Here is a 25949-nt window from a genome sequence, read left to right on the forward strand (position 1 = left end):
AGCCCCAGGCGCGGGCTATCTGACGTGCCCTTTCGTCGGGAAACCGGGCCTTGCCACCGCAGCTCTCGCAACTACCTTGTCCCGAACGGATGTTGTCCAGGCGGGGGGGAGCTGACGTTCCAGCAGCGGAGGCACCACGCACGCACGGACTGCTTCACGTCGTGGACGATCTCCATTGGCAGGATGCGACCACGAGTGATCATTTCCGCACGGCGTTCCTCCGCTCGTCGCCTCTTGCGGCAATGCCCACACCCAGCACCCCCGTACACCGGGTTACGGATGTAGCTGAGGTACACCTTGAACGGGGTCTCGTTGCCGGGGCAACGCTTGTTGAGGCACTGGACCAGCCACGGTAACGATGTGCGCCCCGGGTAGGGTTCCAGCGGTTGGCAACCGGCTTCGTTGAGTTCCGCTGTGGCCCCGGCGTGATCGGTCTTAGGCCTCTTCACCACATTGGCATCATGTCTTGGGCTTGATCCGCTTTGACGGACATCTGAGATCAGGGGTTCTGCCCCGGAAGGATGTCCATCATGGAGAGCATGGGGAAGAAGAAGCCTCGGCCTCGCCGTTCGTTCACGCCGGAGTTCAAGGCCGAGATCGTTGAACTGTGCCGGCGTGGTGACCGTTCGGTCGGTCAGATCGCCAAGGACTTCGACCTGACGGAGACCGCGGTGCGGCTGTGGGCCAGCCAGGCTGAGGTCGACGCGGGCGAGAAGGACGGCCTGACCAGCAGCGAGCGTGAGGAGTTGGCCGCGTTGCGGCGGGAGAACCGTCGCCTGCGCGAGGACGTCGACATCCTCAAGCGTGCAACGGCTTTCTTCGCGAAGGAGACCCGGTGAGCGTGCACCCGTTCATCGAGGCGGAGAAGCAGGACGGTCACAACGTCAAGCGCGCATGTGAACTGCTCAAGGTCTCCCGCACCGCCTTCTATGCCCGCCGCGGCGGCAAGCCCGGACCGCGGGCGGTCCGCGATGCCGAGCTGACCGGGAGGATCACCGAAGTCCACGAGTGGTCGCGGGGCACCTACGGCTCTCCGCGCATCCACGCTGCCCTGCAACAGGCAGGCCAGGATTGCGGCCGGCGCCGGATCGCCAGACTGATGCGCAATGCCGGGCTGCAGGGCCGTCATCGCAGACGCCGACAACTGACCACGATCCCAGACCCGCGAGCCGCCACCCGCCCCGACCTGGTCCTGCGTGATTTCGCTCCTGATCCCATGGCGATCGACACCCGCTGGTGCGGTGACATCACCTACGTTCCGACCGAGGAAGGCTGGCTCTATCTGGCGACTGTCATCGACATCGCATCGCGCCGGGTGGTCGGCTGGGCAACCGCTGATCACCTGCGGACCGAGCTGGTTGCTGATGCCCTGCGATCTGCCTGTCGACAGCGTCGCCCAAGCCGGTCGGTGATCTTTCACTCGGACCGCGGCTGCCAATACACCAGCACCGAATTCGCCGCCCTCAGCAGTGAGTTCGGCATCCGGCTCTCGGTCGGCCGCACCGGCCAATGCTGGGACAACGCGCTCGCCGAGTCGTTCTTCGCCACCATCAAGCGCGAGTTGCTCGGCACCACCGCCTGGCCCAGCCGGGCCGCCGCCCGCACCGCGATCTTCGACTTCATCGAAGGCTGGTACAACTTGCACCGATTGCACAGCAGCCTCGGCTACCGGAGTCCCGCCGACTACGAGACCGCACTCGCGGCCTGACCACCACACCGACGGTGTCCGTCAAAGCGGAACAAGCTCAGTCTAAGCCCCTGACACAGAGGCGGCTCCAGGTTCCACTGGCCAGCTGAAGGGCTATGACCGTGCCTCCATGATGAATACGTCAGAAGGACGACCTGCGGCTCGACCAGTCAGTCGCCGCGCGACACAGGTGGGTGTTGGTGGTCGCGTCGAGGGCGCGACGAGTGATCCGGGCATCGCCGGTGGGGCCGACGAGGCCGAATCGTCCGGCAGCCCCGTAGCAGCCGCAGGCCACGGCGTTGGGGCTGGTCGCCGCGTATAGGAGAGGCTCGGGGCCCTGCTCGACCTGCTGCTTGGCCAGGAAGTCGAGCGCGTTGAGCAGGGAGCGGTTGGGCTTGGGGACTTCCTTCGGAGGAACGCCGCGCCGAACTCGACCGGCAGATGGGGATCCAGGCCCAGGCTGTCGCCATCGCCCCAGGAATCACCGGCTGCTTTCGGCCCGTTCTCTGTTTCAAGTGAGTCAAACAGGGATCGGCGCCTTCCTGTATCCCGATGTCGCCATGGGCATGCCGGTGCTGGGTTGAGGGTCCTGGCTATCTCGGTGTCGCAGCCGTACCTCGACCTGCGAGCGACGGGTTGCGTCGTACGTCCTGGGCCGGATTGTCGTACCGGACAAGTAAGTTCGGGACCGTGACCAACGCGGAGATCACCGGCGCTCGTGGCCGGCGCTCTGGTGGGAAGAGTGCGGATCAGCTGCCGACGAGGCTCACGGCGGATCTGCTGGACTCCTGCCTGCAGAGTGCGGGCCAATCCTTAGAGGAGGGGGAGTTGGCGTATCTGGCGCTGACCTCGCAGATAGAGAATCCAGTCCGGGACGGGGTGGCCTACCACTTCACCGGCGGTTCGAGGGGACGCGGCTGGACGTCGGCCGAGAGTGGACGGGGATGTACACCGAAGGCAGCGGCGGCGAGCCTTCCGCGCGGAAGGTTGACCTGGCGGTGGTTGAGCGTCCCAGGCGCCGCAGCCGCTACGCGGAACTGCCACAAGGTGTAATCGAGTTCAAGGCTGTGCACTCCTATGAAGCTCACGCCCAGGGCCATCTGAACCAGATAGAAAAGCTGGTGAAGGTCGACGTCCTCAAGTCCATGACGTGGGACTCGTGCGTACCGGGCGATGTGTATGCAGTGGTGCTGCTCCCGCATATGAACATCGTGAACGAACGGAAGCTCGCGGACCACGTGATGAAGGGCAGCGACAAGATCCGTCTCAACGATTTGCTGCGTCAGGCGGGCAGAGTGAGTGACACCGCGGTTCAGGGCGTCGCCCTGCGGCTTGCTCCGCTCGGGCCGGTGCGTGACGGCGCGCTCGACGGCGGGACGGAGTATGGGGTACACGTCACCGTGTCGTTCGTGATTCTCGGGCCGGTTCCAATAGAGACGTTTGAGACTCTCGACCGGCCGTTGTAGGGCACAGATTCGGCTGCAAGTTCCGGGCCGGGTCACCGATCAAGCGCCTCCGCTGCGCGCCCGGCGTCTACGAACTCACCTGGGCCGGGAAAGGCCGCGCGCCACTGCGGGCAATAGGCGGGGAGGGACCTCGTCGGCGTGTGAGGACCACCGGTGACGGCGAGGTCTTCGAGCATGGTGACACTGCCGCGAATCGAGCCCAAGCTGGCCGCCGCGGGCGCGCTCTCCGCCCCGCGGCAGAGCGCCGCGGACACTCCCAGGCGGCGCGCCGCCTCCAGGAAGATGTCCGGCGCGGGCTTGCCGTGCGCGACCTCGTCGGCCGAGACGGTATCCCGGGACTGGGCAGATGCTCACCGGCATCGTCACCAAGTGGCTGCCGGACGACCGGCCGACGTGCACCGTCGTGCCGTGATCTCTTCGGGGGCGGTGAGCCGGTTGTGATGGAGCTCAAGCCTGGGGCGAAGCCGTCTGTCAGCCCTCCCGGATGAAGCCCTCCCGCACCAGCCAGTCCTTCGCCACCTCGTGCGGGTCCTCCCCGGCCACGTCCACCCGCGCGTTAAGCCGCTGGGCCTCCGCCCCCGTCAGCCGCTTGGTGATCGGGGCGAGGACGTCGGCGATGGCGGGGTACTTCCTCATCGTGGCGCTGTTCATCTCGGGTGCCGCGTTGTAGTTGGGGAAGAAGTGCCGGTCGTCCTCCAGCACCTTCAGCTCGAGTTCCGGAATGCGGCCGTCGGTGGTGGCCGCCACGCCGAGGGTGCAGGCCGCGCCCTTGGCGACCTGGGTGTAGACGACGCCGTCGTCCATCTTTTTGAAGTTCCCGCGCCGGAGGGCGAATCCGTACGTCTTCGCCACGCCCGGCAGGCCGTCCTCGCGCACCGAGAACTCGCTTCCGCCGCAGATCGTCGCCGCGCCCGGGTCCTTCTTCGTCAGACGTGCCACGTCGGAGAGGGTGCGCAGCCGGTACTTCTGCGCATTCGCCCGGTTCGCGACCAGCGCGTAGGTGTTGTTGAGCGGGGCGGCGGGCAGCCAGGTGATGCCGTTGCGGCGGTCCTCCTCGCGTACGGCCTCCCACTGCTCGTACGGGTCGACGACCGGCTTGGTGTGACCGAGGTAGGTGATCCAGGCCGTGCCCGTGTACTCGTACATCCCGTCCGCCGCACCGGACTTGACCGCCTCGCGGGCACCGATCGAGCCCTGGATGTTCGTCCGGTCCAGGACTTCCGCGCCGGCCGCTTTGAAGACCAGCCCCATGATCTGGCCCAGGATGATCTGCTCGGTGAACTCCTTGGAGGTCACGGTCAGTTGGGCGCCCTCCAGCGGTCGCCCCTTCCCGATGGAGCCGGGCTGCACCGAGTCGGCCAGCGGGCTGCCGCTGGTCAGTCCGCAGCCGCTCAGCCCTGCGGCGGCGAGCAGCAGGGAGCCCGCGCCCGCGACGGCCGTCCGTACCCGGGTCAGGCGCATCAGTCCACCTCCAGGCCGCGTGGGCGCAGCAGCAACTCGACGAGCATCCCCAGCCAGTCCACGATCAGCGCCATGGCGACCGTCAGTACGGAGCCGAGCACCAGCACCGGCATGCGCTGGTTGGTGATGCCGGAGGAGATCAGGTCCCCGAGTCCTCCTCCGCCGCCGAAGGTGGCCAGCGTCGCGGTGCCGACGTTCAGCACGAGCGCGGTCCGTACGCCCGCCAGGATCAGCGGTACGGCCAGGGGCAGTTCGACCCGGAACAGCACCAGCAGCGGCGACATCCCGATGCCGCGCGCCGCCTCCACGAGTGCCGGGTCGGTGGCCCTCAGGCCGGCCACGGTGTTGCTCAGCACCGGCAGCACCGCGAATGCCACGATGCCGACCAGGGCGGCTCGTTGGCCGATGCCGAGCCAGATCACCAGCAGCGCCAGCAGGCCCAGGGCCGGGGTCGCCTGGCCGATGTTGGCCGCCGCGACGAACGGCGGTGCGGCCCGGCGCAGGACCCCGCGCGTCAGCGCGATGCCCAGCGGGATCGCGATGATGAGCACGAAGAAGGTGGAGATCGCGACGAGTTCGGTCTGCTGGAGGAGTGCGGTGCGCACGGCGCCGTCTGCGAGGGCGTTCCTGGCGATCGAGTCCAGCTCGGTGGTGCGGAGATACAGCGCGGTGGCGCCGAGGACGACCGCGACGAAGGCCGGCAGCGTCACCAGCTTCTGCCAGGTGATACGGGGCGGGACCCGGTCCAGTGCGGCGAGCCGGGTCACGGGCTCGTCATGCCCCGGCCCTGGAGCCGGCCCCGGGGACCCGTAACCGGCCTCGGGAGCGGCTCCACCACCGGCCCCGACACCGACCTCGCTCCGGCTCACGCGGGCTCACCCCGGCCGGTCGGCCGAGCCTCCTTGGCTCCCCGCTCGCCCGGCGCCCCGTGCATCGCGTTCAGCAGTGTCGACATGTCCACCACGCCGGCGTACGCGCCGTCCTGTCCCGTGACCGCGACGCGGCCCGCACCGTCGGCCAGCAGCGCCTCCAGCGCGTCCCGCAGCGTCATGTCCACCCCGATCCGGCTCCGTACGGGGGTGCCCGCCGACAACGGCAGCGGCTCTCCGGCGGGTTGCGCACTCCGGGCGCGCGTCAGGTCCTCGCGTCGCAGCCAGGAGTGCGGGCGCCGCTCCCGGTCCAGTAGCAGCAGGTGGTCGGCGGAGGCGGAGCCCGCGTCCAGCAGGTGCAGGGCGGTCTCGAGCGGGTCGTCGACGGTGGCGGTCGGGACGTCGGCGAGCTCCACCTCCCGTACGCGCTTGAGGTGCAGCCGCTTCACCCCGGCTCCCGCGCCCACGAAACCGGCGACGAAGTCGTCCGCCGGACTGGCCAGGATCGTTTCCGGAGTGTCGAACTGGGCGATGTGCGACCGGTCGCGCAGCACCGCGATCCGGTCGCCGACCTTGATGGCCTCGTCGAAGTCGTGCGTGACGAAGACGATCGTCTTGCGCAACTCGCGCTGCAACCGGATGAGTTGGTCCTGCAGGCGCTCGCGGGTGATGGGGTCGACGGCCCCGAACGGCTCGTCCATCAGCAGCACGGGCGGGTCGGCCGCCAGCGCCCGCGCCACCCCGACCCGCTGCTGCTGGCCGCCGGAGAGCCGGCGCGGATAGCGGCCGCGGAACTCCCCGGGATCCAGCCCGACCAGTTCGAGCATCTCCTCGACCCGGTCCCGCACCTTCGCGCGGGGCCAGCCGGCCATCTTCGGTACGAGCGCGATGTTCTCGGCGACGGTCATGTGCGGGAAGAGGCCCGTGGCCTGGATGGCGTAGCCGATGGTGCGGCGGAGCGCCACGGGGTTGATGCCGGTGACGTCTTCGCCGCCGATGGTGATCCGCCCCGAGGTCGGCTCGATCAGCCGGTTGATCATCTTGAGGGTGGTGCTCTTGCCGCAGCCCGAGGGCCCCACGAGGATCACGGTTTCGCCGGCCGCGACGTCCAGGGTCACGTCCTCCACGGCCGGGGCTTGGCTGTCCGGATAGCGCTTGGTGAGGTTGTCCAGCCGGATACTCGCGCCGGCGGCGGCCGGCCGGTCGGGCCCGGCGGATGGGGCGGATCGGGCGGATCCGCCGGGGCCTGCGACGCCCGACGTCGGGGAGGTTGCTTCGACGATTTCGGCAGAGTCAGCCACGGATCCCCCGTGAGATGGTGAGCCGTCCGATCAGCACGTACCCGGCGTCGAACAGCAGGGCCAGGACGACGATTCCGAGCGTCCCCGACAGTACTTCGTTGAGCGCGTTCGCACTGCCCAGGCTGGAGATCCCGCGGAAGATCTGGTTGCCGAGCCCGGGCCCCGAGGCGAAGGCCGCGATCGCCGCGATGCCCATCAGCATCTGGGTCGACACCCGGACACCTGTGAGGATCGGTGGCCAGGCGAGGGGCAGTTCGACCCTGAGCAGCTGGGCGAACCGTGACATCCCCATGCCCTTGGCGGCCTCGACGAGGGCAGGGTCGACTCCGCGCAACCCGACGACCGCGTTACGGACCACGGGCAGCAGTCCGTACAGCGTCAGCGCGATGACGGTCGGCGCGACGCCGAGGCCGACGATCGGGACGAGCAGGCCGAGGAGAGCCAGGGAGGGGACGGTGAGGATGCTTGCGGTCGTGGTGATCGCGAGGTTTCCCGCCCACTCGGTGCGGTAGGTGAGGACGCCGATCAGGACCCCGAGCACCGTGGCGACGACCATGCACTGGAAGACGGCGCTGGCGTGCTGATAGGCGTCCACCAGCAGCTGCTGGTAGCGGGTGCCCAGGTACTCCCAGAAGCTCACTTCTCGGTCCCTCCCTCAAGGCCGGTCCTCCAGCGGTCAGCGGTCCATACGGCGCCTGCCGCGACGCCTGGCGCACCAGTGGAACGATCCGGAGCGGCACCGGATTCCATCACGATCGCCGTCGAGGCCCGCACGATGCCATCGAATCCCACCATCCGGTCGATCACGCGCTGCAAGTCGGCATTCGAGCGTCCCACCAAACGGCACAGCATGTCACCACCCCGCCAGCGTCGAGGAGTACTTGGGCCGCGCCCGACGGGAGCCGCATCACCGGCTGAGCAAACTCGCACTGCTCGCCAACCGCTGATCCACCCGGGTCCGACGGGTCTGTAAAGCGGGCGGTGTAACTGGGGTTGGTGTGGCTAGAGTTGGCCTGCGGTGAGGCGGCCGTCGAAGGCCAGGTCGAAGGCGTTCATGGCGCCCTTCCAGCGCATGGTCCAGCGTTTGTGGCCGGCACCGGTCGGGTCGAGGCTCATGACGGCCATGTAGACGCACTTGAGGGCGGCCTGTTCCGTGGGGAAGTGCCCGCGGGAGTGGACGGCCTTGCGGATACGGGCGTTGACGCTCTCGATGCTGTTCGTTGTGCATACGATGCGGCGTATTTCCGCATCAAACTGGAGGAAAGGCGTGAACTCGGGCCAGCTAGACTCCCAGAGGCGGACGATCGCCGGGTACTTCTTGCCCCAGGTCTCGGCGAATTCCAGGAACCGTGTCGTGGCCGCGTCCTCGGTCGGCGCGGTGTAGATGGGCTTGAGCGCCTTGGCGATCTTGTCCCAGTCCTGCCGGGCCGCGTATCGAAATGACGCCCGCAGCAGGTGAACCACGCACGTTTGCACCACAGTTCGGGGCCAGACCTCGCCGACCGCGTCGGGCAGCCTCTTCAACCCGTCGCAGACCAGCATGAGGACGTCTTCGACGCCCCTGTTCTTGAGCTCGGAGAGCACTCGAAGCCAGTGTTTCGCGCCTTCGCCGCCGTCGCCGGCCCACAGGCCGAGGATGTCGCGGTGTCCCTCGGCGGTGACCGCCAGGGCCACGCAGATCGGCCTGTTCGCTACTTGGCCATCGCGAATTTTGACGTTGATAGCGTCAATGAAGACGACCGGGTAGACGCGGTCGAGCGGCCGGTTCTGCCATTCGGCCATTCCCTCCATCACCTTGATGCTCCTATCGTTGGTCAAGCGGCGGTGAGCCAGTCGCGGTAGGAGGCGGCGAAGGCATCGTCGCGGCGATGGCCTCGCTCGATGTTGGAGATGACGGCAGGCCAGACCCCGAAGTGGTTCGCGGCGGCGGTGAGCGTGATGTTCTTGGCTTGGCGGGCCGGCCTGAGGTCAGCGATCTCGGGAACCGCGACCGTCGTGGTGAGGTAGCGGAAGATCTCCCGCGCGATGGCGCGTTGAGGAGGCGAATGATCTCCTTCTTCGTCCGCCCAGCCTTGGTTTGCCGCTCGACGTAGTCGCGGGTGTGCCGGTCACGGGCCATCCGGACGAGTGCGATCAGGTAAAGGGCCCCGTTGGCGGCGCGGTCCCCACCGCGGGAGAGCCGGTGACGGTTGGTCTTGCCGCTGGAGGCAGGGACCGGGGCGGCGCCGCACAAGGCCGCGAAAGAAGCCTCGGTGCGCAGGCGGTTGGGGTTATCGCCGGCCGTGATCAGCAGTTGTGTCGCGGTGTCAGGACCGACTCCGTAGGCGGCGCGTAATCCCGGGTTGAGATGGGTGACCAGGGCATCCACCGCCGCGGTGAGGGTGTCGTGCTCCTCGGTCAGGTTCTTGACGCGTCGGGCGAGCGTTCGCAGAGCGGTCAGGATCGGGACCCGGACGGGGTCGTCGCCCAGACGGAGGCGGGTGAGCGCTTCGATGCGCTTGTTGCCTTGCAGCACCTCGTACTTCACCCGGATGTCGTCGGGCGCGCTGATCAGGATGTGCCCGATCTGGTTCAGCGTTGCCGTACGGGCCTTGATCGCAGATCGTGCGGCGTTGTGCAGAGACCGGATTCCGTTGATGGCATCGCCCTTGGGGGCGCTGCCCGCCCGGCCGGAAACGACCGCGCGGGCAGCGGCGTAGGCGTCGATGGGGTCGGACTTGCCGATCCTGCGGCGCTCGGCCTTGTCTGGCCGGTTGACCTCGACCACGGTCAGACCAGCGTGCCCTCCACCCCTACTGCGGCAACGGTGCCGTGTGCGGTCAGGAAAGCGATCGCAGCCTTGTAGCCGGCGGCCGTTGTGGGAAACTCGGCGTCGGCGAGATGCCCGCCGCGGCCGGTGACCACACCGACGTGAATAGTGTCGGCGTGCGAGTCCACCCCGCCGACCACTATCTCCTCAACAGCGTCCGCAGTGTCTGTTCCTGTCATGCTGGGGATGCCTTCCTCACCGGAGGTGACTCCGGCCGGATGGGGCAGACAGAACAGTGAGGGGGCCTCTGGCCAGGCTCCTATTAGGTCATGATTCACCCGGCCGGAGCCTCGGGAAAGGGACCCCGGCAGCCGGACAGACCAAGGTAACGACAGCCCAGCAGGGCGTCAGTCAGTGATAGAGCCACGACCACCGGGGACCCGGATACCACTATCACTGTCAGTGATCGTGGAGATGGTCTGCTTGGACACCTCCGCCCCGTAGACCTCGGCCAGGTGCGCGGAGATCTCCCCGTGCGTGAGGCCCTTCGCGGACAGCCAGAGCACCATCTCGTCCACGCCGGTCAGCCGGCGCTGCCGCTTCTTGACGATGGCCGGCTCGAAGGAGCCCTCCCGGTCGCGGGGCACGTCGATCTCGACCGGCCCGATGTCCGTCAGCACCGTCTTGGACCGGGTGCCGTTACGGGAGTTGCCGCCGTCCTTGCCCGCCGGGTCGTGCTTGCCATAGCCGAGATGGTCGGTGATCTCGCCCTCCAGGGCGGACTCCAGAACCGTCTTGGTCAGCTGCTGCAGCAGCCCGCCCTCGCCGGTCAGCTGCAGCCCCTTGCTGCGGGCCTGCTCGACGAGCTGGTCGATCAGTTTCTGCTCGACCGTCGCGGCCTCCGGCGAGGGATCCGCCTGGTCATCGGCGTCCATGAACCCGGTCACGGTGTCAGTCACTTGATGTCTCTTCCATGATCATCAATTACACCGGTGAGCGTACAGACCCGCGTGGTTGGAAGAGCGGAACTCCAGCACGCCCAGCAGCTTGATCAGCCCGCGCCGGTAGTGGTTGGTGTACGACGCCTTTCAGCGGTGGTCGCCGCCGTCTTGGCGGAGCTGATCGGTATGCCGGGTGATGGTGTCTATCCGGGACGCGAGATCTGGATGGTGGGCCTTCAGGTAGGTGTGGGTGTCGGTCAGTGGGCCGACGAGGTTGGCGGCGTCGTTGTCGGCGAGGGCTTCGGTGAGCCTGGCGAGGGAGGCGCGGGCACCGGTGGGGAGGTTGGTGAGGGCGGTGATCTGGCCGGCGATCTGGCGTAGGTCGGCGGCGTTGTCGCGGGCCCAGGCGGTGACGTTGCGGTCGGCGGCGCGGCGGCCGCGGGTCGCTTGTACGCGCTGTTCGGCGGTGGTGCCGGGAGTTCCGGGACGTACACGCAGGTATCGGCGTTCGGCGGCCTGCCTGCTGGCGACCCCGAGGGGGTGGGCGAGGTCGGCCCAGCTGGCGCCCGCCGTTCGGGCTGCTTCGATCAGCCCCGGCTCCCATCCGGCGAGCTGCTCGCGCAGCTCGCGCAGCAGAACCAGAGTAGCCAGGGCCTGCTCTGAGCTGGCCTGCCCGGGTTCGGGATGCGGTCCGGTCTGTGGCCTCTGCGCGGTACGTACGGCCTCGTTGATCGTGCTCAGCGCTGCCGCGGCGGCGAAGAAGGACGTGGGGTTGCTGGGCTGGTCGGCTGCGGTCATGGAGTCCCTTTCGTAGGTGTCACCCTCCTGACGACATCATGCTTGTCATCGTTTGGATGACATGTTACAACGGTGTTAGGTGAAGCGCATTGGCAGTTCCTGCCTGAACCGTTGGAGGTGTTTCGCGATGTTGATGCGCACCGACCCGTTCCGCGAACTCGACCGGCTCGCCCAGCAACTGACGGGGGCAACCGGCACGTGGTCCAGGCCCTCGGCGATGCCGATGGACGCCTACCGCGAGGGCGAGGAGTACGTGATCGCCTTCGATCTGCCCGGTGTCGCGAAGGATGCGATCGATATCGACGTCGAGCGGAACATGCTTACCGTCAAGGCCGAGCGCCGACCGGTTGCGAAGGCCGATGATGTGCAGATGGAGCTCTCCGAGCGGCCCCTAGGCGTCTTCTCCCGCCAGCTGGTTCTGGCCGATACCTTGGACACTGAGCGCATCAGTGCCGAATATGACGCCGGGGTCCTGACCCTGCGGATTCCGATCGCCGAGCGCGCCAAGCCCCGCAAGATCGCCATCGGCGGGGAGTCCGCGCACAAGCAGATCAGCGGCTGAGCCACACTCACCCGAGCCAGCGGCGGCGGACGGGAAGTGATCTCCCTCTCCAGACCCGTCCTCCGCGCTGCGTACCAGCACCAGCCGAAGGGGGCAGTGGTGGCCATGCGATGGGAAGCGTTCCTCGACCAGGTGCAGGAACGCGGCGAGTACGACACACACCAGGAAGCCGAACGGGCAGCACGCACCGTTGTGGCGCTGCTGGGCGCACATCTGGTGGGTGAGGTCCGGGCCGAGCTGGCCGCCCGGCTCCCGGACACCTTCGCCATGATCCTCCTCAACCCGTTGCAGGCCGCCGAGCCCCTCGCTGCGGACCGGTTCGTGCGGGCCACCGCGGCCTGGATCGAGGGGGCCACCGAAAAGACCGCGACCTGGGACGTCAGCGCCGTGCTGAGCGTGACCGCCGACGCGGCGGGTGAGGAACTCACCCGCCGCGTCCTGCTCCAGCTTCCCCCGGGCTACGACCTCCTCTTCGGCCGCCCCGAGCGCACCTGACCCCAGGAGAGGTCAGCCCCCTCGCCAAGTTCAGCAGCGCAGGCCGGTGTCTGCCCCGTTCGCACCCAAGAGAAGCCTCAGGACGAGAAAGGCAACCACTCCACCGATGCTCAAAGTCGCCACTCGCCTTGCGTCACACCCTCACACCAAGAGAGGCCTGCACACGGCTTCGCTTCCTCGATCTGGAGCAGGGCCGGGCCGGTGCTGCCGATGGGGAAGAACAGCTCGGGGTCCTGGCCCCAACGCGCCGGTCTGCCCCCGATGACCTTCCCGAACGTCACCCGTTCGAAAGCGTCCTGGACCAGTGGCCCGCCATCGCGGCCCCCGTCTCGCCGCAACTGCCCAAGCACGCCCAGGCCGTCGCCTTCCACGCGGAGAAAGGACGCCTGGACCTGCGCCCGGACTCGCCCGCGTACGCCACGCAGCTGCGCCTGATCACGTCCCGGATCGTCCGCGCGGCCAACGATGTGGCGGGCTCGGAAGCGGTCCGTACGGTCCGAGTGCTGCCGGTCGGATCCATCGCCCCGGCGAGCAGCACAGCTGCCGCCGAACCGGTGGCTGCCGGCCCACCCAACGGCGGGGCAGTACGACGAAGCCGGTGGCCTCGTCACTGCGCCTGACGATCTCCAGCGTGAGCCGGAGTTCCTCCTTCGCCCAGGTCACGAGCTGGCCGGCCCAGGCACGCGTTCGGCGTCGCCGGGCCGGGCGTGCTGCTCGGCGGGGCTGGTGCCGAAGGCTCGGGTGATCACGGCGCGAGGTCGCCAGGCTGCCGGTGGCGTAGCGCCCGCGCGGCCTACAGGGCGTCCAGCGGGCCCGTCATCGGAGCGGCCGACGTGTCGTCCTCGTCGTCATCGTCGGGGGAGCCGGGGAACATCAGCCAGGCGCTGGCGGTGATCATGCACATGGACGTCAGCCCTAGGGCGAACTTGAGCAGCCGCATGCCGCCCAACCAGTCGTGGGGCGAACCGAACACGACCCAGAAACCGAGGGCGATCCCGGCGAGCAGGACGATGACAGCGGCGGTGCGACGCAAGATTATGGACACCCGACCATGATCTCATTCGCGCTCGCGCGCCATGGCGGCTCGGTGGTCCGCCAGCGGTCCAGCAGAATCACCTTCGAATTGTCATGGACCACGCCTCCCTGCCTAGCCCGTGCGACTTGGTTCCACACGCCTGCGCTGCAGCCCTGTCTGAGAGACACGCTCGAAACTTGTTCTTTATCTACCAGGATCTTCCAGGCTTGCCGATGGCCTTGAGGGTCTCGGGGCGTTTGACGGTCTTGCCGACGTCGTAGCGGGGTGCCCTGCGTTTGTTCTTGGCGCCGGGTGGCCGTCCGGGTCCGGTGCCTGTGGGTTTGGGAACACGGGTCGGGCAGGCGAGATGAGCGCGGATGTTCCTGAACCCTCGGCGGACCCGGGCCGGGGTGAGGCGGTCGGAGGCGGTGGGTTTCTCCCAGGGTCGGTGGAGGTCCTCGGCGAGCGGCCGGGCGAGTCGGAGCTGGGTGTGGGCGACGATCAGGATCCAGGTCCAGCGGTCCGCGGCCTCGGGGGTGCGGAGTTTCGGGGTGGTCCAGCCGAGGGTCTGCTTCGCGAAGCGGAAGGTGTGCTCCAGATCGAAGCGGCGGAGAAATGCCCGCCAGCAACGGTCCACATCGTCGGGGGCGGCACCGGTCTTCGAGAACCACAACCACACCGGCGGAGCATCCCGTTCCTTCGACAGGTGCTCGACCTTCAGCCGGATCAATGTTCCCTCTACCAAGGGAAGTTCACCCTCGTGGTTGAGCCAGGCCGAGCGGTGGGTGAGACGAGGGTGGCCCCGGTCCCATGCCTGGGTTTCGGCCTTGCCGTAATTGCCGGTGTCGGTGACCGTGGTGATCGCGGGCTCGGGCCAGGTCTCCGGCTTGGTGAAGCGGAACTCCGGTCCGTGCTTGGGCGGGCGGCCATTGATACCGTGCATCCTCGGCGGTTTCGGCAGCCGCATGACGCGGTCGGAGCGGACACGGCCGACCATCTCGACGGGCAGGTCTCGCAGGACCCAGGCCAGGCGGGTGACGTCATAGCCGGCGTCGCTGACGATCACGATGTCCGGGTCCCCGGCCCGCCACTGGCCCGCGGTGATGAGCCGTTCAACGACTCCTCGGAGCTGGCCGGCGGTGATCGCGGTCGCGTCGTCCGCCGGGCCGAGCCGGACCGTGTCCAGGATCGCGGTCCATGACGTGGCGCCCGGCTCCAGCACGGCGACGAAGGAGTACGGCCAGCCCGGAATGAACTGCGACGCCGTCTTCGCGCGGCCGTAGACGTGGCAGAACAGCCGCTCCGCTGAGCACGGCGCGTCCGAACGAAGCCACGGCGACACATCGACCGCCAAGACCAAGCGCCCGCCGTCGAAACGCGGCCGCGACAGCCCGGCCAGCACCGTCCGCAGCCGATCGACGTCGCCGCGGCCACCGCCACGGACGTGCTGGGCGAGCCGTCCGTACCGGACACCATCGACGACATCGAAGCGAACGCCAGCAACGATGACACGGGCGGGGGAGAGGAACTGCTGCAGTTCAGCACGCCCCGCCTCCCCGGACTGCTCAGCCGGTTCATCTCCCTGCGGGTCCTGCAGCCCGAGAGGTACGCCTGGCTCCGCGGCTTGGAAGCCGCCCTCGCCTACCACCGGGCCCACGGCAACCTTCGAGTGCCCTACGACTACCGCTCACCCGTGGCACCTGACAGCGCACCGGACGACGGCTTCCCACTGGGGACATGGATCGTCCTTCAGCGCCGAGAGCGCCGCGCCGGCAGGCTCAGCGCTGAGCGGAGCGCGAAGCTGGACACCCTCGGCATAGTGTGGTCGCCGTTCGACGCGGCCTTCGAAGAAGGACTGACCGCCTGCAGGAACTGGTTCGCCGCCCACGGACATCTGCTCCCGCCCATCGACGCCGTAGACCCTGACACCGGCTTCCCCCTCGGCCGGTGGCTGAAGAACCAGCGCGCCGCGGTCCGCACCGCGGATGAGCCCAGCGGTTGTCGGTCACCGCGAGCGACAAGGAACGCGACGCCGCAGCCCAGGCCGACCGCCGTCGGGAAGCACTGGAGGAGATCGACGCGTCCTGGTGTCCCGCCTGGCCGGTGGACTGGCAGCGTGCCTTCCATCTCGCCCGGCCTCTCGCCCAGGCCGGGCACACCCTGACCGGGCACCCGCCCCGGCGCCTGGTCGTGCACACGGCGAGGACATCGGCCGCTGGATCACCACTCAGCAGACCACCTGGGACACGCTCAGCACCGGCCAGCAGTGGTTGCTGCGCAAGGTCCTGGGCATCGGCCCCGCCGCCCCCACCGACCGGCCAGAAGCCAAGGCCCGCCAGAGCCACGCCGACAAGTGGGCACTCAATCTCACGGCAGCCCTCCAGTACCGGCGGCGTGAAGGGCACTTGGACGTGCCTCGCAGGCACAACGAAACCGTTGAGGGCCAGGTCGTCAAGCTGGGGATCTTCGTCGCCAATACCCGGGCCCGACGCGACAGGCTCGCGTCCGACCGGGTCAGCGCGCTCGACGAGCTCGGTATCCGCTGGTCATAACTGACCGCCATGAGAAGGGGCCTGGCTGATTCTCGAGATCAGCCAGGCCCCTTTTCGTAGGCAACGCAGGCGCTCGTCATCCGGGTCGCCTGCGGAGGTGAGATTTCCTCACGTACGCGCGCGCCGTTCTAAAGCGCCCCGGCCCTCCCGCTAAGGGAGGACCGGGCCGCTCTGCGGTCGCGCCACGCGGTTCGTCGGCGACGACCTCCCCCGTCTCAGCGGTAGTAGTAGGCTTTCGCCTCGATCGTGTGCGCCTTGCCCTTCAGGTAGATGCGCATGTAGTACGAGGTGCCGGACGACGCGTTCGCCTTCACCGTCATCCAGCCGCCGTTGCAGTAGCCCCAGCCGCCCTTCTTGACGACCTTCTTGTCGCGGGTCCGCACCACGTCGATCTTGTACTTGGTGCCGTCACCGCCGTTCCAGCAGCGTGCGTTGACGCCGAGCGTGCCGCTGCGCGGGACGAAGTCGGGCGTGGCCCAGTACTTGGTGGGCTTGTGGCTCTTCGGGCCCCAGATCAGGTGCCAGCCCGCCTTCGCGGCGGAAGTTTCGGTCCGCGAAGCGGCGGTGCCCGGTGCGCTCTGCGCCGCCGGCGCTGCCTGGGCGGCCGGAGCGGCTATCGCGAGCCCGGTGCCCAGCGCCACCGTGGCCGTCGCCAGGGCGAGGCTCTTTCGTGCTGTCATCGTGTCGAATCCTTTCCCGGACCACCGGCCGGGTTCCCCCGTTGGGCACCCGTGTCGACCGTGTCCGCGTGGCGCCCGGTGGTCGGCCGCGGCGCCTCGTGCTGGTCCAAGAAGCTACGGGCGGCCCGTACCGGGCCGCGTCCGGCGACGGGTTGAACTCCCGGCAGACCCGCGGCAGTAGGCACACGGTTCCTGCACCTTTCGCGGTACCGCCGCAGTTTGACTACCCGCCGCCCGCACCACGGCTACGCTGCGGCGATGCGGATCCGCCCCTCAGGCCGTGTTGGCCCGGCAGCCGACGCGCTGATTGCCGCGGCGCTCACCAGCGTGGCCGTGCTCCTCGGGCAGGAGGCCGCGAGCCAGGGTTGGTCCGCGCTCGACGCGCCCGCGTACGCGCTCGTCGGGCTGGTCAATCTGCCGCTCGCGCTGCGCAGCAGGGCGCCGGTCGCCGTCTGCGCCTTCGTCCACCTCGTGTGGTTCTGCTACGTCACCGCCGGCTACTGGCCCGTCGTGAACACCTTCGGCCCGATGCTCGCCGTCTATACGGTGGCGTCGCTGCGTCCCGTACGCACATCCGTCACCTGCGCCGCCGCGATGGCCGGGATCTGGATCTACGCGGGAGTGGTCAGCCACAGCGACTCCATGCCGTCCGTCGTCGGCCAGGCCCTCGTCTTCCCCGCCGTGCTGTGGCGCTTTGGCGTCACCGCCCGCCGTGCCGCCGAACTTGCCCGCAGGCTCCGTGAGGAGCAGGCCGAACGGGCCCGCCGAGAAGTGGCCGAGGAGCGCGGCAGGATCGCGCGCGAGCTGCACGATGTGGTGGCTCACCACATGTCGGTTATATCGGTGCAGGCGGGCCTGGCCGGATTCGTCTTCGACTCGGACCGCGACACGGCGCGTACCGCGCTCTCCACGATCTCCGGCACCAGCGCGGAGGCCCTCGATGAACTCCGCCGCATGCTTTGGGTGTTGCGGGCCTCGGACGAGGACGGTGTTCCGGCCACGCCCATGCCGGGCCTCGCGCGTCTGGGGGAGATGGTCGAGCGCGTACGGTCCGGGGGCGTGTGGGTCGACCTGCGGATCGAGGGCATGGCCCGCCCGCTCGCGCCCGGCGTCGACCTGTGCGCGTACCGCGTCGTGCAGGAGGCGCTGACCAACGTACTGAAGCATGCGCCCGGAGCCATCGCGAGCGTGGAACTGCGCTATGAGCCAGGCCAGTTGGAGGTGACCGTCGCGGACGACGGACAGGGGGTGATTCCGGACAAGGTTCGGCCGGGCAGCGGGCATGGGTTGATCGGCATGCGTGAGCGGGCCAAGCTTTACGGCGGGCGGGTCGACATCGGCCCGCGGAGCGAGGGGGGTTTCGCGGTGCGTCTGACTCTGCCCACCTCCACGCAGGCCGTACGCGAGGGAGAAGACACGTCGGGATGACCAGGGTGCTCGTCGTCGACGACCAGTTCCTGATCCGCGCCGGACTGGTGGGGCTGCTGCGCGCGGCACCCGGCATCGAGGTGGTCGGCGAGGCGGGCGACGGCGAGGAGGCCGTCGCCCTGGCCGCACAGACCCGTCCCGACGTGATCCTGATGGACATCCGGATGCCCGGCATGAGCGGCGTCGCGGCCACCGAGAAGATCCTCGCCGACGCGCCGGACCCGTTGCCCCGGGTCCTCGTCCTGACCACCTTCGACCTGGACGAGTATGTCTACGGTGCCTTGCGTGCCGGTGCCTGCGGCTTTCTGCTCAAGGACTCGGGGCCCGAGCGGCTGCTCGCCGCGGTGGCGGCGGTCGGCGGGGGAGACGCGCTCTTCGCGCCCAGCGTCACGCGCCGCCTGGTCGAGGCGTTCGCCCAACGGGCCGGAAACGCCGGGAGAACGGACGAACCGCCGCCCGATCTGGGGGCGTTGACCGCGCGCGAGGTGGAGGTGCTGAGGCTGACCGCCAGAGGTCTGTCCAACCTGGAGATCGCCGGCGAGCTGTTCATCAGCGAGGCGACTGTCAAGACGCACCTCAATCGCACGATGACCAAACTGGACCTGGGCAGCAGGGCGCAGGCCGTGGTGGTGGCGTACGAGACGGGTTTGGTCACTCCAGGGGGCGCGGGCTGACCGGCCGCGGACTGAGGGGGACGGGGCGCCGCTGCGTACGCAGGTAGCGTGAACCATCTCGGCACCGCCCGCCGCATCGCCTCGGGGCCTTGCACCTCAAGCGCGCGCGTGCGCAGAGCGTCGGACCAGCTCAGATCGCCGCGCCAGACCTCGGTCATGCGGCGCAGGCCTGCGGTCACCGCCACCGTGAAGCCGGGGTCCGCGTCGCAGACGTCTGCACCGGCTGCTGTGATCAACCCCGCCCGGCCCCACCCGCCCGCCGCCAGGCAGAATCCCTCATACCGGCCATGGCGCCTGGGAAGCCATCGCCGCTGCCGTGGTCCCCCAGGGAACGGAACCCAGCACGGAACCAGGTCGGGGTCCAGGACGTACGCGAGGTGCCCAAGCAGTAAGCGGCCGCGGTCAACGACTCCATGAACGAGCGGATCCGCGCCGCGCTGCACAGGCGGTGGGGCGAGCAGGCCGCGGCCCCTGTCCAGCGCGGCTCGGTCGCCTTGATGACTCAGGAGTTCCGCGCGGCCGTTACCGCGAACAGCGCCTAACGCTGCACCGGATGTTCGGCTGCCTGTGGGCGAAGTGCGGTACGACCGCCTTCCTCCAGCGGCGAGCTCGTCACCCCGGGCGTTGCTGCGCGAGTCAGCGGGGTGGTTCGTTCGCCTGCCGCTCCACCCAGCGCGCCAGGTCATTGCCCTCCTCGAAGAACACGCCCGGCTCGATCTGCGGCAGTACGCCAACCTCGTTCCGCCGCAACTCGGCCAGCTCGTCAGTCATTCGAAAACGGGCATGGCCGAGGCGTGAGCCATCCCGAGTAGGAGACCCGCCCGCCTGATCTCCCCGGCCGTGGTCACCTCAGAGGCCAGGTCCTCGTATTCCCGCATTGCCTGGTCCTCCTCCGCGGACCGGTACGCCTCGCATGGGAGGGCGTCGGGGTGTTCGTCACGCCAGTCCCTCAGGAGGCCGATTGCTTTCGCTGACGAGTGCCAGCACGCGCAGCGCACCTGCAGCACCAGGTCGGCGGGCAGCCGCACCGTGATCTGTTCCGGGCAGTCGACGTCCCGTGAGCCGGGCCAGCGCCCGCCGATCAGCGCCTGCTGCGGCAGAGGCGGCCATTTCCGGCTCCATCCCCGCCTTTTCAACTCCTGCCGCACCCCGTACGTGACCACCACATCGCGAGTGTCGACCAGATTCCCGCACTCCTGCAGGCTCGCCTTGTACATCTGCCACTGAGCCCGCCGTACGGCGGCCTCCCGGCTCGGGAGGCCATCAGCGCTCCACCGGGGTGTGCTCCTCAGTGACTTGGCCCGCCTCCGCTCAGCTGTGAACAGCGGCCTCAATGCCTCGAGCTTGTCCTTCGTACCGGCAGGCAGGGAGGGGGTGACGGGTGTGGTGCTGACGGTCATACGACACATCATGCCGGGACCTTCGACACCGCCTCACCCCTCGTCCCGGCAGTCGCGCGCAAGTGCTTTGACTGAGCTTGTTCCGCTTTGACGGACACCGTCGGTGTGGTGGTCAGGCCGCGAGTGCGGTCTCGTAGTCGGCGGGACTCCGGTAGCCGAGGCTGCTGTGCAATCGGTGCAAGTTGTACCAGCCTTCGATGAAGTCGAAGATCGCGGTGCGGGCGGCGGCCCGGCTGGGCCAGGCGGTGGTGCCGAGCAACTCGCGCTTGATGGTGGCGAAGAACGACTCGGCGAGCGCGTTGTCCCAGCATTGGCCGGTGCGGCCGACCGAGAGCCGGATGCCGAACTCACTGCTGAGGGCGGCGAATTCGGTGCTGGTGTATTGGCAGCCGCGGTCCGAGTGAAAGATCACCGACCGGCTTGGGCGACGCTGTCGACAGGCAGATCGCAGGGCATCAGCAACCAGCTCGGTCCGCAGGTGATCAGCGGTTGCCCAGCCGACCACCCGGCGCGATGCGATGTCGATGACAGTCGCCAGATAGAGCCAGCCTTCCTCGGTCGGAACGTAGGTGATGTCACCGCACCAGCGGGTGTCGATCGCCATGGGATCAGGAGCGAAATCACGCAGGACCAGGTCGGGGCGGGTGGCGGCTCGCGGGTCTGGGATCGTGGTCAGTTGTCGGCGTCTGCGATGACGGCCCTGCAGCCCGGCATTGCGCATCAGTCTGGCGATCCGGCGCCGGCCGCAATCCTGGCCTGCCTGTTGCAGGGCAGCGTGGATGCGCGGAGAGCCGTAGGTGCCCCGCGACCACTCGTGGACTTCGGTGATCCTCCCGGTCAGCTCGGCATCGCGGACCGCCCGCGGTCCGGGCTTGCCGCCGCGGCGGGCATAGAAGGCGGTGCGGGAGACCTTGAGCAGTTCACATGCGCGCTTGACGTTGTGACCGTCCTGCTTCTCCGCCTCGATGAACGGGTGCACGCTCACCGGGTCTCCTTCGCGAAGAAAGCCGTTGCACGCTTGAGGATGTCGACGTCCTCGCGCAGGCGACGGTTCTCCCGCCGCAACGCGGCCAACTCCTCACGCTCGCTGCTGGTCAGGCCGTCCTTCTCGCCCGCGTCGACCTCAGCCTGGCTGGCCCACAGCCGCACCGCGGTCTCCGTCAGGTCGAAGTCCTTGGCGATCTGACCGACCGAACGGTCACCACGCCGGCACAGTTCAACGATCTCGGCCTTGAACTCCGGCGTGAACGAACGGCGAGGCCGAGGCTTCTTCTTCCCCATGCTCTCCATGATGGACATCCTTCCGGGGCAGAACCCCTGATCTCAGATGTCCGTCAAAGCGGATCAAGCCCAGACCGGGAACGCGTCCGGTCACTCATCGGGCTCCCCAGTCGATCACTGTCCGATCGACCGGCTACTCTCAGCGGACTTTGCACGTCGATGCCCGGGGGGCTCTGTGGGTTCCACGCCTACCACATCTTTGGCTTCGGCCACCGTCATCCTTTCGCTCACCCTCCTGACGGCCTCCGGGCCTGCGGGAGCCGAATCCGCGCGGGGAAAGGCCGATGGCCAAGCGACGGCTTCCGCTCAGCCGACGCAGGAGGCAACGCCGCTAGCCGACTTGAGCGGTGGGCAGCTGCAGGACAAGGCACTGGCCGCGACCCGCGACGCAACCTCGCTGCGGTTGCGGGTCCACGAAGCCGAGGGCGGCGTCGACATAGACATCACCGTCGACAGGAAAGGGCAGTGCCGAGGCTCCATGAGCCTGGCAGACGGCACCATCAGCCACATCCGGACCACCGACCTCATGTTCTTCAAGCCCAATGAGGCCTTCGTCCGACGTCAGTGGGCAAAGGGCCTACCTCCCAAGGAAGCGACTCCGTTGTCGCGAAGCTCGCCGGCCGGTGGTCCAAGGTCAGGACGAGCGACCCCAGCGCAGAGGGCATGGGACGACTGTGCAACATGAAGAACCTCCTTGCCGGGTTCACCAGCACCCCTCTGGCCCGCAAGGGCAAGCCGACCACGCTCAACGACCAGCAAGTGCTGACGGTCACCGTCCCTCGCCAGGGCAGGCTCGACACCTGGTACATCGCCGCGGATGGCGCCCCCTACCTGCTCAAGCTGACGAAAGGCGGCAGCCCGAACTCGACCGAGATGTCCACGCACAACCAGCCGGTCGACCTGACACCACCTGATGCAAAGGTCCAGGACCTCACCTAGGCCGGCCAAACCGGTTCGACCGCGTGATGCAGGGACGCTGGGGGACAGACGCCCAGAACGACCCCAGCTGGTTGGGGTCGCGGGACTGAAGACGGCTGGGCGATACGCCCGGACGCAGTCGGACTGCGTCTAGCGTGTCGGCGGGTTGTGCCGGGGCGTCTGCATCCGAAGCAGTACCCAGGGGACCATCAGGGGCACTACGACCTTCTTAACGGCAACGACTAGTGCCGCATCAGGCAACGTTCGCCCCGTCGACCACGGCTCGTAGCCGCTGATCGTCAGCATGACGGTTTCGCCAGATGAGGTAGCGGCGGATCATGCTGCCCTGCTCCTTGTGACTGGCGTGGTCGGTGCCATCGAGGGTGAAGTAGCGCAGGGCGGTGAACTGGGCCTCGATGCGATTCAGCCACGAGGAGTTCGTCGGGGTGTAGGCGATCTCGACGTTGTTGGCCTGGGCCCAGTCCGCCACGCGGCGGCACCGCTTGGTGGTCAGGTGCGGGGAGTAGTTGTCGCACACGATCGCCAGGCGGACCGTCGGCGGGTAGAGGGTCCGCAGGTAGCGGCAGAACTCCAGGAACTTCGACCGGGTCTTGGTCTTCTTGATGTGTCCGTAGAGCTTGTCCTTGGCGAGGTCGTAGGCGGCGAACAGATGCCGCACCCCGTGCGGGCGGGTGTAGGTCGCCCGTCGGCGGGGCCGGGGTTCACGGTCTCGGTCCTTGTGTTTGCCGCCGCGTTCGGCCCACTGACGGCCCGGATGTGGCTGGAGGTTCAGCGGCCCGAACTCGTCCAGGCATAAGACCACCTCCGGCTCGCCTTCTTCAGGTATGACCTCGCCGTCGGCGATCGCGTAGAGATGTTCGACGCGCGCCTTCTTGGCCGCGTAGTCCGGGTCGCGGGAGGTCTTCCAGGTCTTCACGCGTTGAAAGGAGACGCCTTCCTCGCGGAGCAGGATGCGCAGGCCCTCGTGGCTGATGTCGTCGACCACCCCCTCTGCGACCAGGAAGTCCGCCAGCTTGGTCAGGCTCCAGGTCGAGAACGGCAGGCCGTGTTCAGCCGGCTGGGACTTGGCGATCTTCTTGACCTCGCGGCGTTCGGTAAGGCTGAAGGTCTTCGGCCGGCCGCCTTTGTACTTCGGGTAGAGGGAGCCGAAGCCGTCAGTGTTGAAGTTATGGATGACGTCCCGGACCCGGTCGGTGCTGGTGAACGTCACTTCGGCAATCTTCGCCACGGTCATGCCCTGCGCGGACAGCAGCACCATCTGCGCCCGCCGCCAGGTCACCACCGAACCGGTACCGCGGCGGATGATCCGCAGCAGCCGCCTGCCCTCGTCATCATCGATCTCACGGACACGTACTCGTTCTGCCACCAGCACAGTTTCTCTGCCTCGCACTACCGGCAGTGCTTATTCCGCAGGAGTGCCCACCCGTAGGCGGTTGCCGTCAGGATCACGCAGCTCAATCTCGCGTGCCCATGGAGCGTCCTTCGCTCGGACACCGAACTCCCCCGCGATGGCATCGACTTCACGGACGCGGAGGTAGATCAACGTGTCGGGACGGGCGTCGCCTTTGTGCTCTGACAAGAACAACCTGACCCTGCCACGGGCCACCTCCACGAACGCGGGAAGCCCCGGCTCAAAGCGATGTTCCCACTGCTGGGTGAAGCCCAGACGGCCGTACCACGCGACCGCCGCAGCAGCGTCCTCGACGTGAAGAATTGGAATGACTTCCTCGTCCATGTGGCCCATCGTCCCAGACGACGGACAGGGCAAACGTTGCGTGATGCGGCACTAGGACGGCGAGGACTGCGATGCCGATGATGAGGGGGATCATGCTCCTCCGATGAGCGCAGGGTCTCGAGCAGAACGCTGACTTCTGTCAGTACACCAGGAGCGGCACCGCTTCCCGTGCCCGATCCCGCGTACGACCCTCAGATTCTGGCGCACGCCCTTGGCGAGGGCCACGGGAGGTCCCGGTGACGAGTGGGCTGACGCAACTTGGCGTGCAGACCGCTGAGTTCACATCTCGCCGCTGCTGGCCTGACGGCTTGTCGGGTGGAGGCGAGGCGGGGATATGCTGCGTTCGGCTCCGGATCTTGTGTGACCGCTGCAGGGTCTGCGGCCCGTGGTCCGGCGCGAGTAGAGACGTTTGTGAGCGCCCTGCCGGGAGTCTCCTCCACGACGGTGGCCGCTCCTCCTTGACCACGGCTTCGGAGGCTTCGTGACCACCCCGCGCCCAGCAGTTTCTCCCGACGACTCCGCAGTGGCACCGCCCCCTGGCTGTCCCGCGCACGGCATGAGTCCCGAGGGGATACGCCGGCTGTACGGGCCCGAGGCGGAGGCCAACCCCCGGGGGCTGTACGAGCAGCTGCGTCAGCAGCACGGTGCCGTCGCGCCGGTACTGCTGCATGGTGACCACCCCGCGTGGCTGGTCCTCGGACACCGGGAGAACCTCGAGGTCATGCGGACCCCGTCGCTGTTCTCCCGCGACTCGCGCCGCTGGACGCCGTTTGTGCAGGAGAAGGTGGCGGCCGACTCCCCGTTGATCCCCATGGTGGGATGGCAGCCGCTGTGCGTCTTCGCCGACGGTGACGAGCACGCCCGTCTCCGCGCCGCGGTCACCGAAAGCCTTGGGCAGTTCAATCGCCAGGGCGTGCGCCGCTATGTAACCCGCTACACCAAGCAGTTGGTCGCGGCCTTCGAGGCGACCGGGCAAGCCGACCTGATCCGGGACTACGCCGAGCGGCTGCCGATGCTGGTGATGACCCAGCTCATGGGAATGCCTGAGGAGGGCGGCCCGCGTCTGGTCGAGGCCACCCTGGACCTGATGAAGGGCACCGAAACGGCCCTGGCCAGCAACGAATACGTCACCGAGACGCTACGCAAGCACGTGAAGCGCAAGTCGAAGAAGCCCGGGCGCGACCTGACATCCCAGCTGCTAGGCCATGAGTCCGACCTCGACGAGGACGAGGTCGTCGAACATCTGCGGCTGATCCTTGTCGCCGCGAATGAGACCACGGTCAACCTGATCGCCAATACCCTTCGCCTCTTGCTGACCGACCGTCGCTTCCGAGCGAGTCTTTCCGGCGGCCAGATGACGCTGCCCGACGCACTGGAGCAGGTGCTGTGGGACGCCCCGCCCCTCTCGGTGATCCCGGGCCGGTGGGCCACGGGCGACACCAAGCTGGCTGGTAAACAGATCAGGGCCGGCGACATGCTGCTCCTCGGATTGGCCGCCGGCAACGTCGACCCCGACATCCGGCCCGACCTGTCGGCCCCCGTACACGGCAACCGGTCCCACCTCTCCTTCAGCTCTGGCCCACACGAGTGCCCCGGCCAGGACATCGGCCGCGCCATTGCGGACACGGGCATCGACACTCTGCTGACGCTGCTCCCCGGCCTCGAACTCGCGGTACCAGCCTCCGAGTTGAAGACGAGCGCCGCCTGGCTGTCCGAGCGTGTGTACTCCCTGCCCGTGCGGTTCAAGCCGCAGTCGTCGAGCGGCACCGGGCAGCGTGTCGCAGCGGACGCACCGCCGAAGTCGCAGCCGCTGCCTGACACAGCTCCCGTTTCCACCCCGATCGCGGAGCCTGCCCCGCTACCCGCCGCAGCGGACCGCCGCTGGTGGAGTTCGTGGGTTTTCTGGCGTTGACTCC

General features: G+C 68.2%; 27 protein-coding genes and 8 pseudogenes. 13 read left to right on the plus strand and 22 right to left on the minus strand.

All coding sequences use genetic code 11. The features are described 5' to 3' along the window. Positions 1-530: 530 nt before the first annotated feature. The 3 genes from QFZ67_RS37995 (at position 531) to QFZ67_RS38005 (ending at position 3153) form a co-directional block, all read left to right on the plus strand. A complete protein-coding gene (locus QFZ67_RS37995; RefSeq protein WP_307659177.1) occupies positions 531-839 on the plus strand; it encodes a transposase in 309 nt (102 codons plus the stop codon). After that, the gene (locus QFZ67_RS38000) at positions 836-1708 is read left to right on the plus strand and encodes an IS3 family transposase (RefSeq protein ID WP_307659178.1); all 873 of its coding nucleotides are present in this window, start codon (positions 836-838) and stop codon (positions 1706-1708) included. The genes QFZ67_RS37995 and QFZ67_RS38000 overlap by 4 nt, the downstream gene beginning before the upstream one ends. 923 nt (positions 1709-2631) lie before the next feature. After that, positions 2632-3153 carry a hypothetical protein gene (locus QFZ67_RS38005; RefSeq protein WP_307665567.1) on the plus strand — a complete coding sequence of 174 codons (522 nt, stop codon included), beginning with the start codon at positions 2632-2634 and terminating at the stop codon, positions 3151-3153. A 241-nt stretch (positions 3154-3394) separates the two neighbouring features. On the opposite strand, the pseudogene QFZ67_RS38010 reads toward QFZ67_RS38005, so the two are convergent. The 11 genes and pseudogenes from QFZ67_RS38010 to QFZ67_RS38060 all read right to left on the minus strand — a co-directional run. After that, a pseudogene (locus tag QFZ67_RS38010) lies at positions 3395-3488 on the minus strand (HAD family phosphatase); the annotation flags it as partial. A gap of 136 nt (positions 3489-3624) precedes the next feature. After that, positions 3625-4614: a glycine betaine ABC transporter substrate-binding protein gene (locus tag QFZ67_RS38015; RefSeq protein WP_307665568.1), complete on the minus strand. Its 990-nt coding sequence runs from the start codon at positions 4612-4614 to the stop codon at positions 3625-3627. Further along, entirely contained in the window at positions 4614-5483 is an 870-nt protein-coding gene (locus QFZ67_RS38020) for an ABC transporter permease (protein WP_373430181.1), read from the minus strand. Before QFZ67_RS38020 ends, QFZ67_RS38015 begins: the two co-directional genes overlap by 1 nt. Next, positions 5480-6784, minus strand: a complete 1305-nt coding sequence (locus tag QFZ67_RS38025) for a betaine/proline/choline family ABC transporter ATP-binding protein (RefSeq protein WP_373430182.1) — start codon at positions 6782-6784, stop codon at positions 5480-5482. The genes QFZ67_RS38020 and QFZ67_RS38025 overlap by 4 nt, the downstream gene beginning before the upstream one ends. Further along, positions 6777-7424, minus strand: a complete 648-nt coding sequence (locus QFZ67_RS38030) for an ABC transporter permease (RefSeq protein ID WP_307665569.1) — start codon at positions 7422-7424, stop codon at positions 6777-6779. Before QFZ67_RS38030 ends, QFZ67_RS38025 begins: the two co-directional genes overlap by 8 nt. Before the next feature lie 58 nt (positions 7425-7482). Then, positions 7483-7642: pseudogene (locus QFZ67_RS38035) on the minus strand (Lrp/AsnC family transcriptional regulator); the annotation flags it as partial. A gap of 144 nt (positions 7643-7786) precedes the next feature. After that, a pseudogene (locus tag QFZ67_RS38040) lies at positions 7787-8581 on the minus strand (IS256 family transposase); the annotation flags it as partial. A 7-nt stretch (positions 8582-8588) separates the two neighbouring features. Beyond that, on the minus strand, positions 8589-9551 hold the full coding sequence (locus tag QFZ67_RS38045; protein WP_307665570.1) for a transposase: 963 nt from the start codon (positions 9549-9551) through the stop codon (positions 8589-8591). Positions 9552-9553: 2 nt separating this feature from the next. Then, a complete protein-coding gene (locus QFZ67_RS38050; RefSeq protein WP_307665571.1) occupies positions 9554-9772 on the minus strand; it encodes a hypothetical protein in 219 nt (72 codons plus the stop codon). Between the two features lie 219 nt (positions 9773-9991). Beyond that, positions 9992-10468 (minus strand): annotated as a pseudogene (locus tag QFZ67_RS38055) (transposase); the annotation flags it as partial. A 153-nt stretch (positions 10469-10621) separates the two neighbouring features. Further along, positions 10622-11272, minus strand: a complete 651-nt coding sequence (locus tag QFZ67_RS38060) for a type III effector protein (RefSeq protein WP_307665572.1) — start codon at positions 11270-11272, stop codon at positions 10622-10624. Positions 11273-11399: 127 nt separating this feature from the next. Between QFZ67_RS38060 and QFZ67_RS38065 the strand changes: the two genes are divergently transcribed. Both QFZ67_RS38065 and QFZ67_RS38070 read left to right on the plus strand, forming a co-directional pair. After that, on the plus strand, positions 11400-11834 hold the full coding sequence (locus QFZ67_RS38065; RefSeq protein ID WP_307665573.1) for an Hsp20/alpha crystallin family protein: 435 nt from the start codon (positions 11400-11402) through the stop codon (positions 11832-11834). 105 nt (positions 11835-11939) lie between these two features. After that, positions 11940-12329 carry a DUF2267 domain-containing protein gene (locus tag QFZ67_RS38070; RefSeq protein ID WP_307666116.1) on the plus strand — a complete coding sequence of 130 codons (390 nt, stop codon included), beginning with the start codon at positions 11940-11942 and terminating at the stop codon, positions 12327-12329. Between the two features lie 167 nt (positions 12330-12496). Here QFZ67_RS38070 and QFZ67_RS38075 read toward each other — a convergent pair. Next, positions 12497-12592 (minus strand): annotated as a pseudogene (locus tag QFZ67_RS38075) (WhiB family transcriptional regulator); the annotation flags it as partial. 33 nt (positions 12593-12625) lie between these two features. On the opposite strand from QFZ67_RS38075, the pseudogene QFZ67_RS39275 reads away from it, so the two are divergent. Further along, positions 12626-12820, plus strand: a pseudogene (locus QFZ67_RS39275) (DciA family protein); the annotation flags it as partial. 76 nt (positions 12821-12896) lie between these two features. Here QFZ67_RS39275 and QFZ67_RS38085 read toward each other — a convergent pair. The 3 genes and pseudogenes from QFZ67_RS38085 to QFZ67_RS38095 all read right to left on the minus strand — a co-directional run. Then, positions 12897-12983, minus strand: a pseudogene (locus QFZ67_RS38085) (IS5/IS1182 family transposase); the annotation flags it as partial. 139 nt (positions 12984-13122) lie between these two features. Next, positions 13123-13374, minus strand: coding sequence for a hypothetical protein (locus QFZ67_RS38090; RefSeq protein WP_307665574.1), 252 nt, complete (start codon positions 13372-13374; stop codon positions 13123-13125). 178 nt (positions 13375-13552) lie between these two features. Next, positions 13553-14818: pseudogene (locus tag QFZ67_RS38095) on the minus strand (NF041680 family putative transposase); the annotation flags it as partial. Between QFZ67_RS38095 and QFZ67_RS38100 the strand changes: the two are divergent. Together QFZ67_RS38100 and QFZ67_RS38105 are read left to right on the plus strand one after the other, a co-directional pair. Continuing rightward, entirely contained in the window at positions 14789-15508 is a 720-nt protein-coding gene (locus tag QFZ67_RS38100; RefSeq protein WP_307665575.1) for a helicase associated domain-containing protein, read from the plus strand. The pseudogene QFZ67_RS38095 and the gene QFZ67_RS38100 sit on opposite strands and share 30 nt — an antisense overlap. Positions 15509-15614: 106 nt before the next feature. Further along, positions 15615-15896 carry a helicase associated domain-containing protein gene (locus QFZ67_RS38105; RefSeq protein WP_307665576.1) on the plus strand — a complete coding sequence of 94 codons (282 nt, stop codon included), beginning with the start codon at positions 15615-15617 and terminating at the stop codon, positions 15894-15896. A 215-nt stretch (positions 15897-16111) separates the two neighbouring features. Here QFZ67_RS38105 and QFZ67_RS38110 read toward each other — a convergent pair whose 3' ends face one another. Beyond that, positions 16112-16576 (minus strand): hypothetical protein, encoded by a 465-nt coding sequence (locus tag QFZ67_RS38110; RefSeq protein WP_307665577.1) that lies wholly within the window; start codon positions 16574-16576, stop codon positions 16112-16114. 258 nt (positions 16577-16834) lie between these two features. Between QFZ67_RS38110 and QFZ67_RS38115 the strand changes: the two genes are divergently transcribed. From QFZ67_RS38115 to QFZ67_RS38125, 3 genes are all read left to right on the plus strand, one after another. After that, entirely contained in the window at positions 16835-18004 is a 1170-nt protein-coding gene (locus tag QFZ67_RS38115; protein WP_307665578.1) for a sensor histidine kinase, read from the plus strand. Beyond that, the gene (locus tag QFZ67_RS38120; RefSeq protein ID WP_307665579.1) at positions 18001-18678 is read left to right on the plus strand and encodes a response regulator transcription factor; all 678 of its coding nucleotides are present in this window, start codon (positions 18001-18003) and stop codon (positions 18676-18678) included. Before QFZ67_RS38115 ends, QFZ67_RS38120 begins: the two co-directional genes overlap by 4 nt. A gap of 413 nt (positions 18679-19091) precedes the next feature. Beyond that, positions 19092-19220: a hypothetical protein gene (locus tag QFZ67_RS38125; RefSeq protein ID WP_307665580.1), complete on the plus strand. Its 129-nt coding sequence runs from the start codon at positions 19092-19094 to the stop codon at positions 19218-19220. Between the two features lie 94 nt (positions 19221-19314). Here the strand turns inward: QFZ67_RS38125 and QFZ67_RS38130 are convergent, their stop codons facing one another. The 4 genes from QFZ67_RS38130 to QFZ67_RS38145 all read right to left on the minus strand — a co-directional run bounded on the left by QFZ67_RS38130 (position 19315) and on the right by QFZ67_RS38145 (position 21368). Further along, complete coding sequence (locus tag QFZ67_RS38130) at positions 19315-19449, minus strand: hypothetical protein (RefSeq protein WP_307665581.1); 135 nt, start codon at positions 19447-19449, stop codon at positions 19315-19317. Further along, positions 19446-20078 carry a hypothetical protein gene (locus QFZ67_RS38135; RefSeq protein WP_307665582.1) on the minus strand — a complete coding sequence of 211 codons (633 nt, stop codon included), beginning with the start codon at positions 20076-20078 and terminating at the stop codon, positions 19446-19448. The genes QFZ67_RS38130 and QFZ67_RS38135 overlap by 4 nt, the downstream gene beginning before the upstream one ends. Before the next feature lie 112 nt (positions 20079-20190). Further along, a complete protein-coding gene (locus QFZ67_RS38140; RefSeq protein WP_307659178.1) occupies positions 20191-21063 on the minus strand; it encodes an IS3 family transposase in 873 nt (290 codons plus the stop codon). Continuing rightward, complete coding sequence (locus QFZ67_RS38145) at positions 21060-21368, minus strand: transposase (protein WP_307659177.1); 309 nt, start codon at positions 21366-21368, stop codon at positions 21060-21062. Before QFZ67_RS38145 ends, QFZ67_RS38140 begins: the two co-directional genes overlap by 4 nt. Positions 21369-22022: 654 nt before the next feature. Here QFZ67_RS38145 and QFZ67_RS38150 point away from each other — a divergent pair. Continuing rightward, a complete protein-coding gene (locus tag QFZ67_RS38150; RefSeq protein WP_307665583.1) occupies positions 22023-22298 on the plus strand; it encodes a hypothetical protein in 276 nt (91 codons plus the stop codon). 232 nt (positions 22299-22530) lie between these two features. On the opposite strand, the gene QFZ67_RS38155 is transcribed toward QFZ67_RS38150, so the two are convergent. Both QFZ67_RS38155 and QFZ67_RS38160 read right to left on the minus strand, forming a co-directional pair. Continuing rightward, positions 22531-23664, minus strand: coding sequence for an IS630 family transposase (locus QFZ67_RS38155; protein ID WP_307665584.1), 1134 nt, complete (start codon positions 23662-23664; stop codon positions 22531-22533). 36 nt (positions 23665-23700) lie between these two features. After that, entirely contained in the window at positions 23701-24033 is a 333-nt protein-coding gene (locus tag QFZ67_RS38160) for a glyoxalase superfamily protein (protein WP_307665585.1), read from the minus strand. Between the two features lie 556 nt (positions 24034-24589). Here QFZ67_RS38160 and QFZ67_RS38165 point away from each other — a divergent pair. Continuing rightward, on the plus strand, positions 24590-25945 hold the full coding sequence (locus tag QFZ67_RS38165; protein WP_307665586.1) for a cytochrome P450: 1356 nt from the start codon (positions 24590-24592) through the stop codon (positions 25943-25945). The last annotated feature ends 4 nt before the right edge of the window (positions 25946-25949 follow it).

Origin of the sequence: Streptomyces sp. V1I1, assembly GCF_030817355.1 — a bacterium.
Lineage (GTDB): Bacteria > Actinomycetota > Actinomycetes > Streptomycetales > Streptomycetaceae > Streptomyces.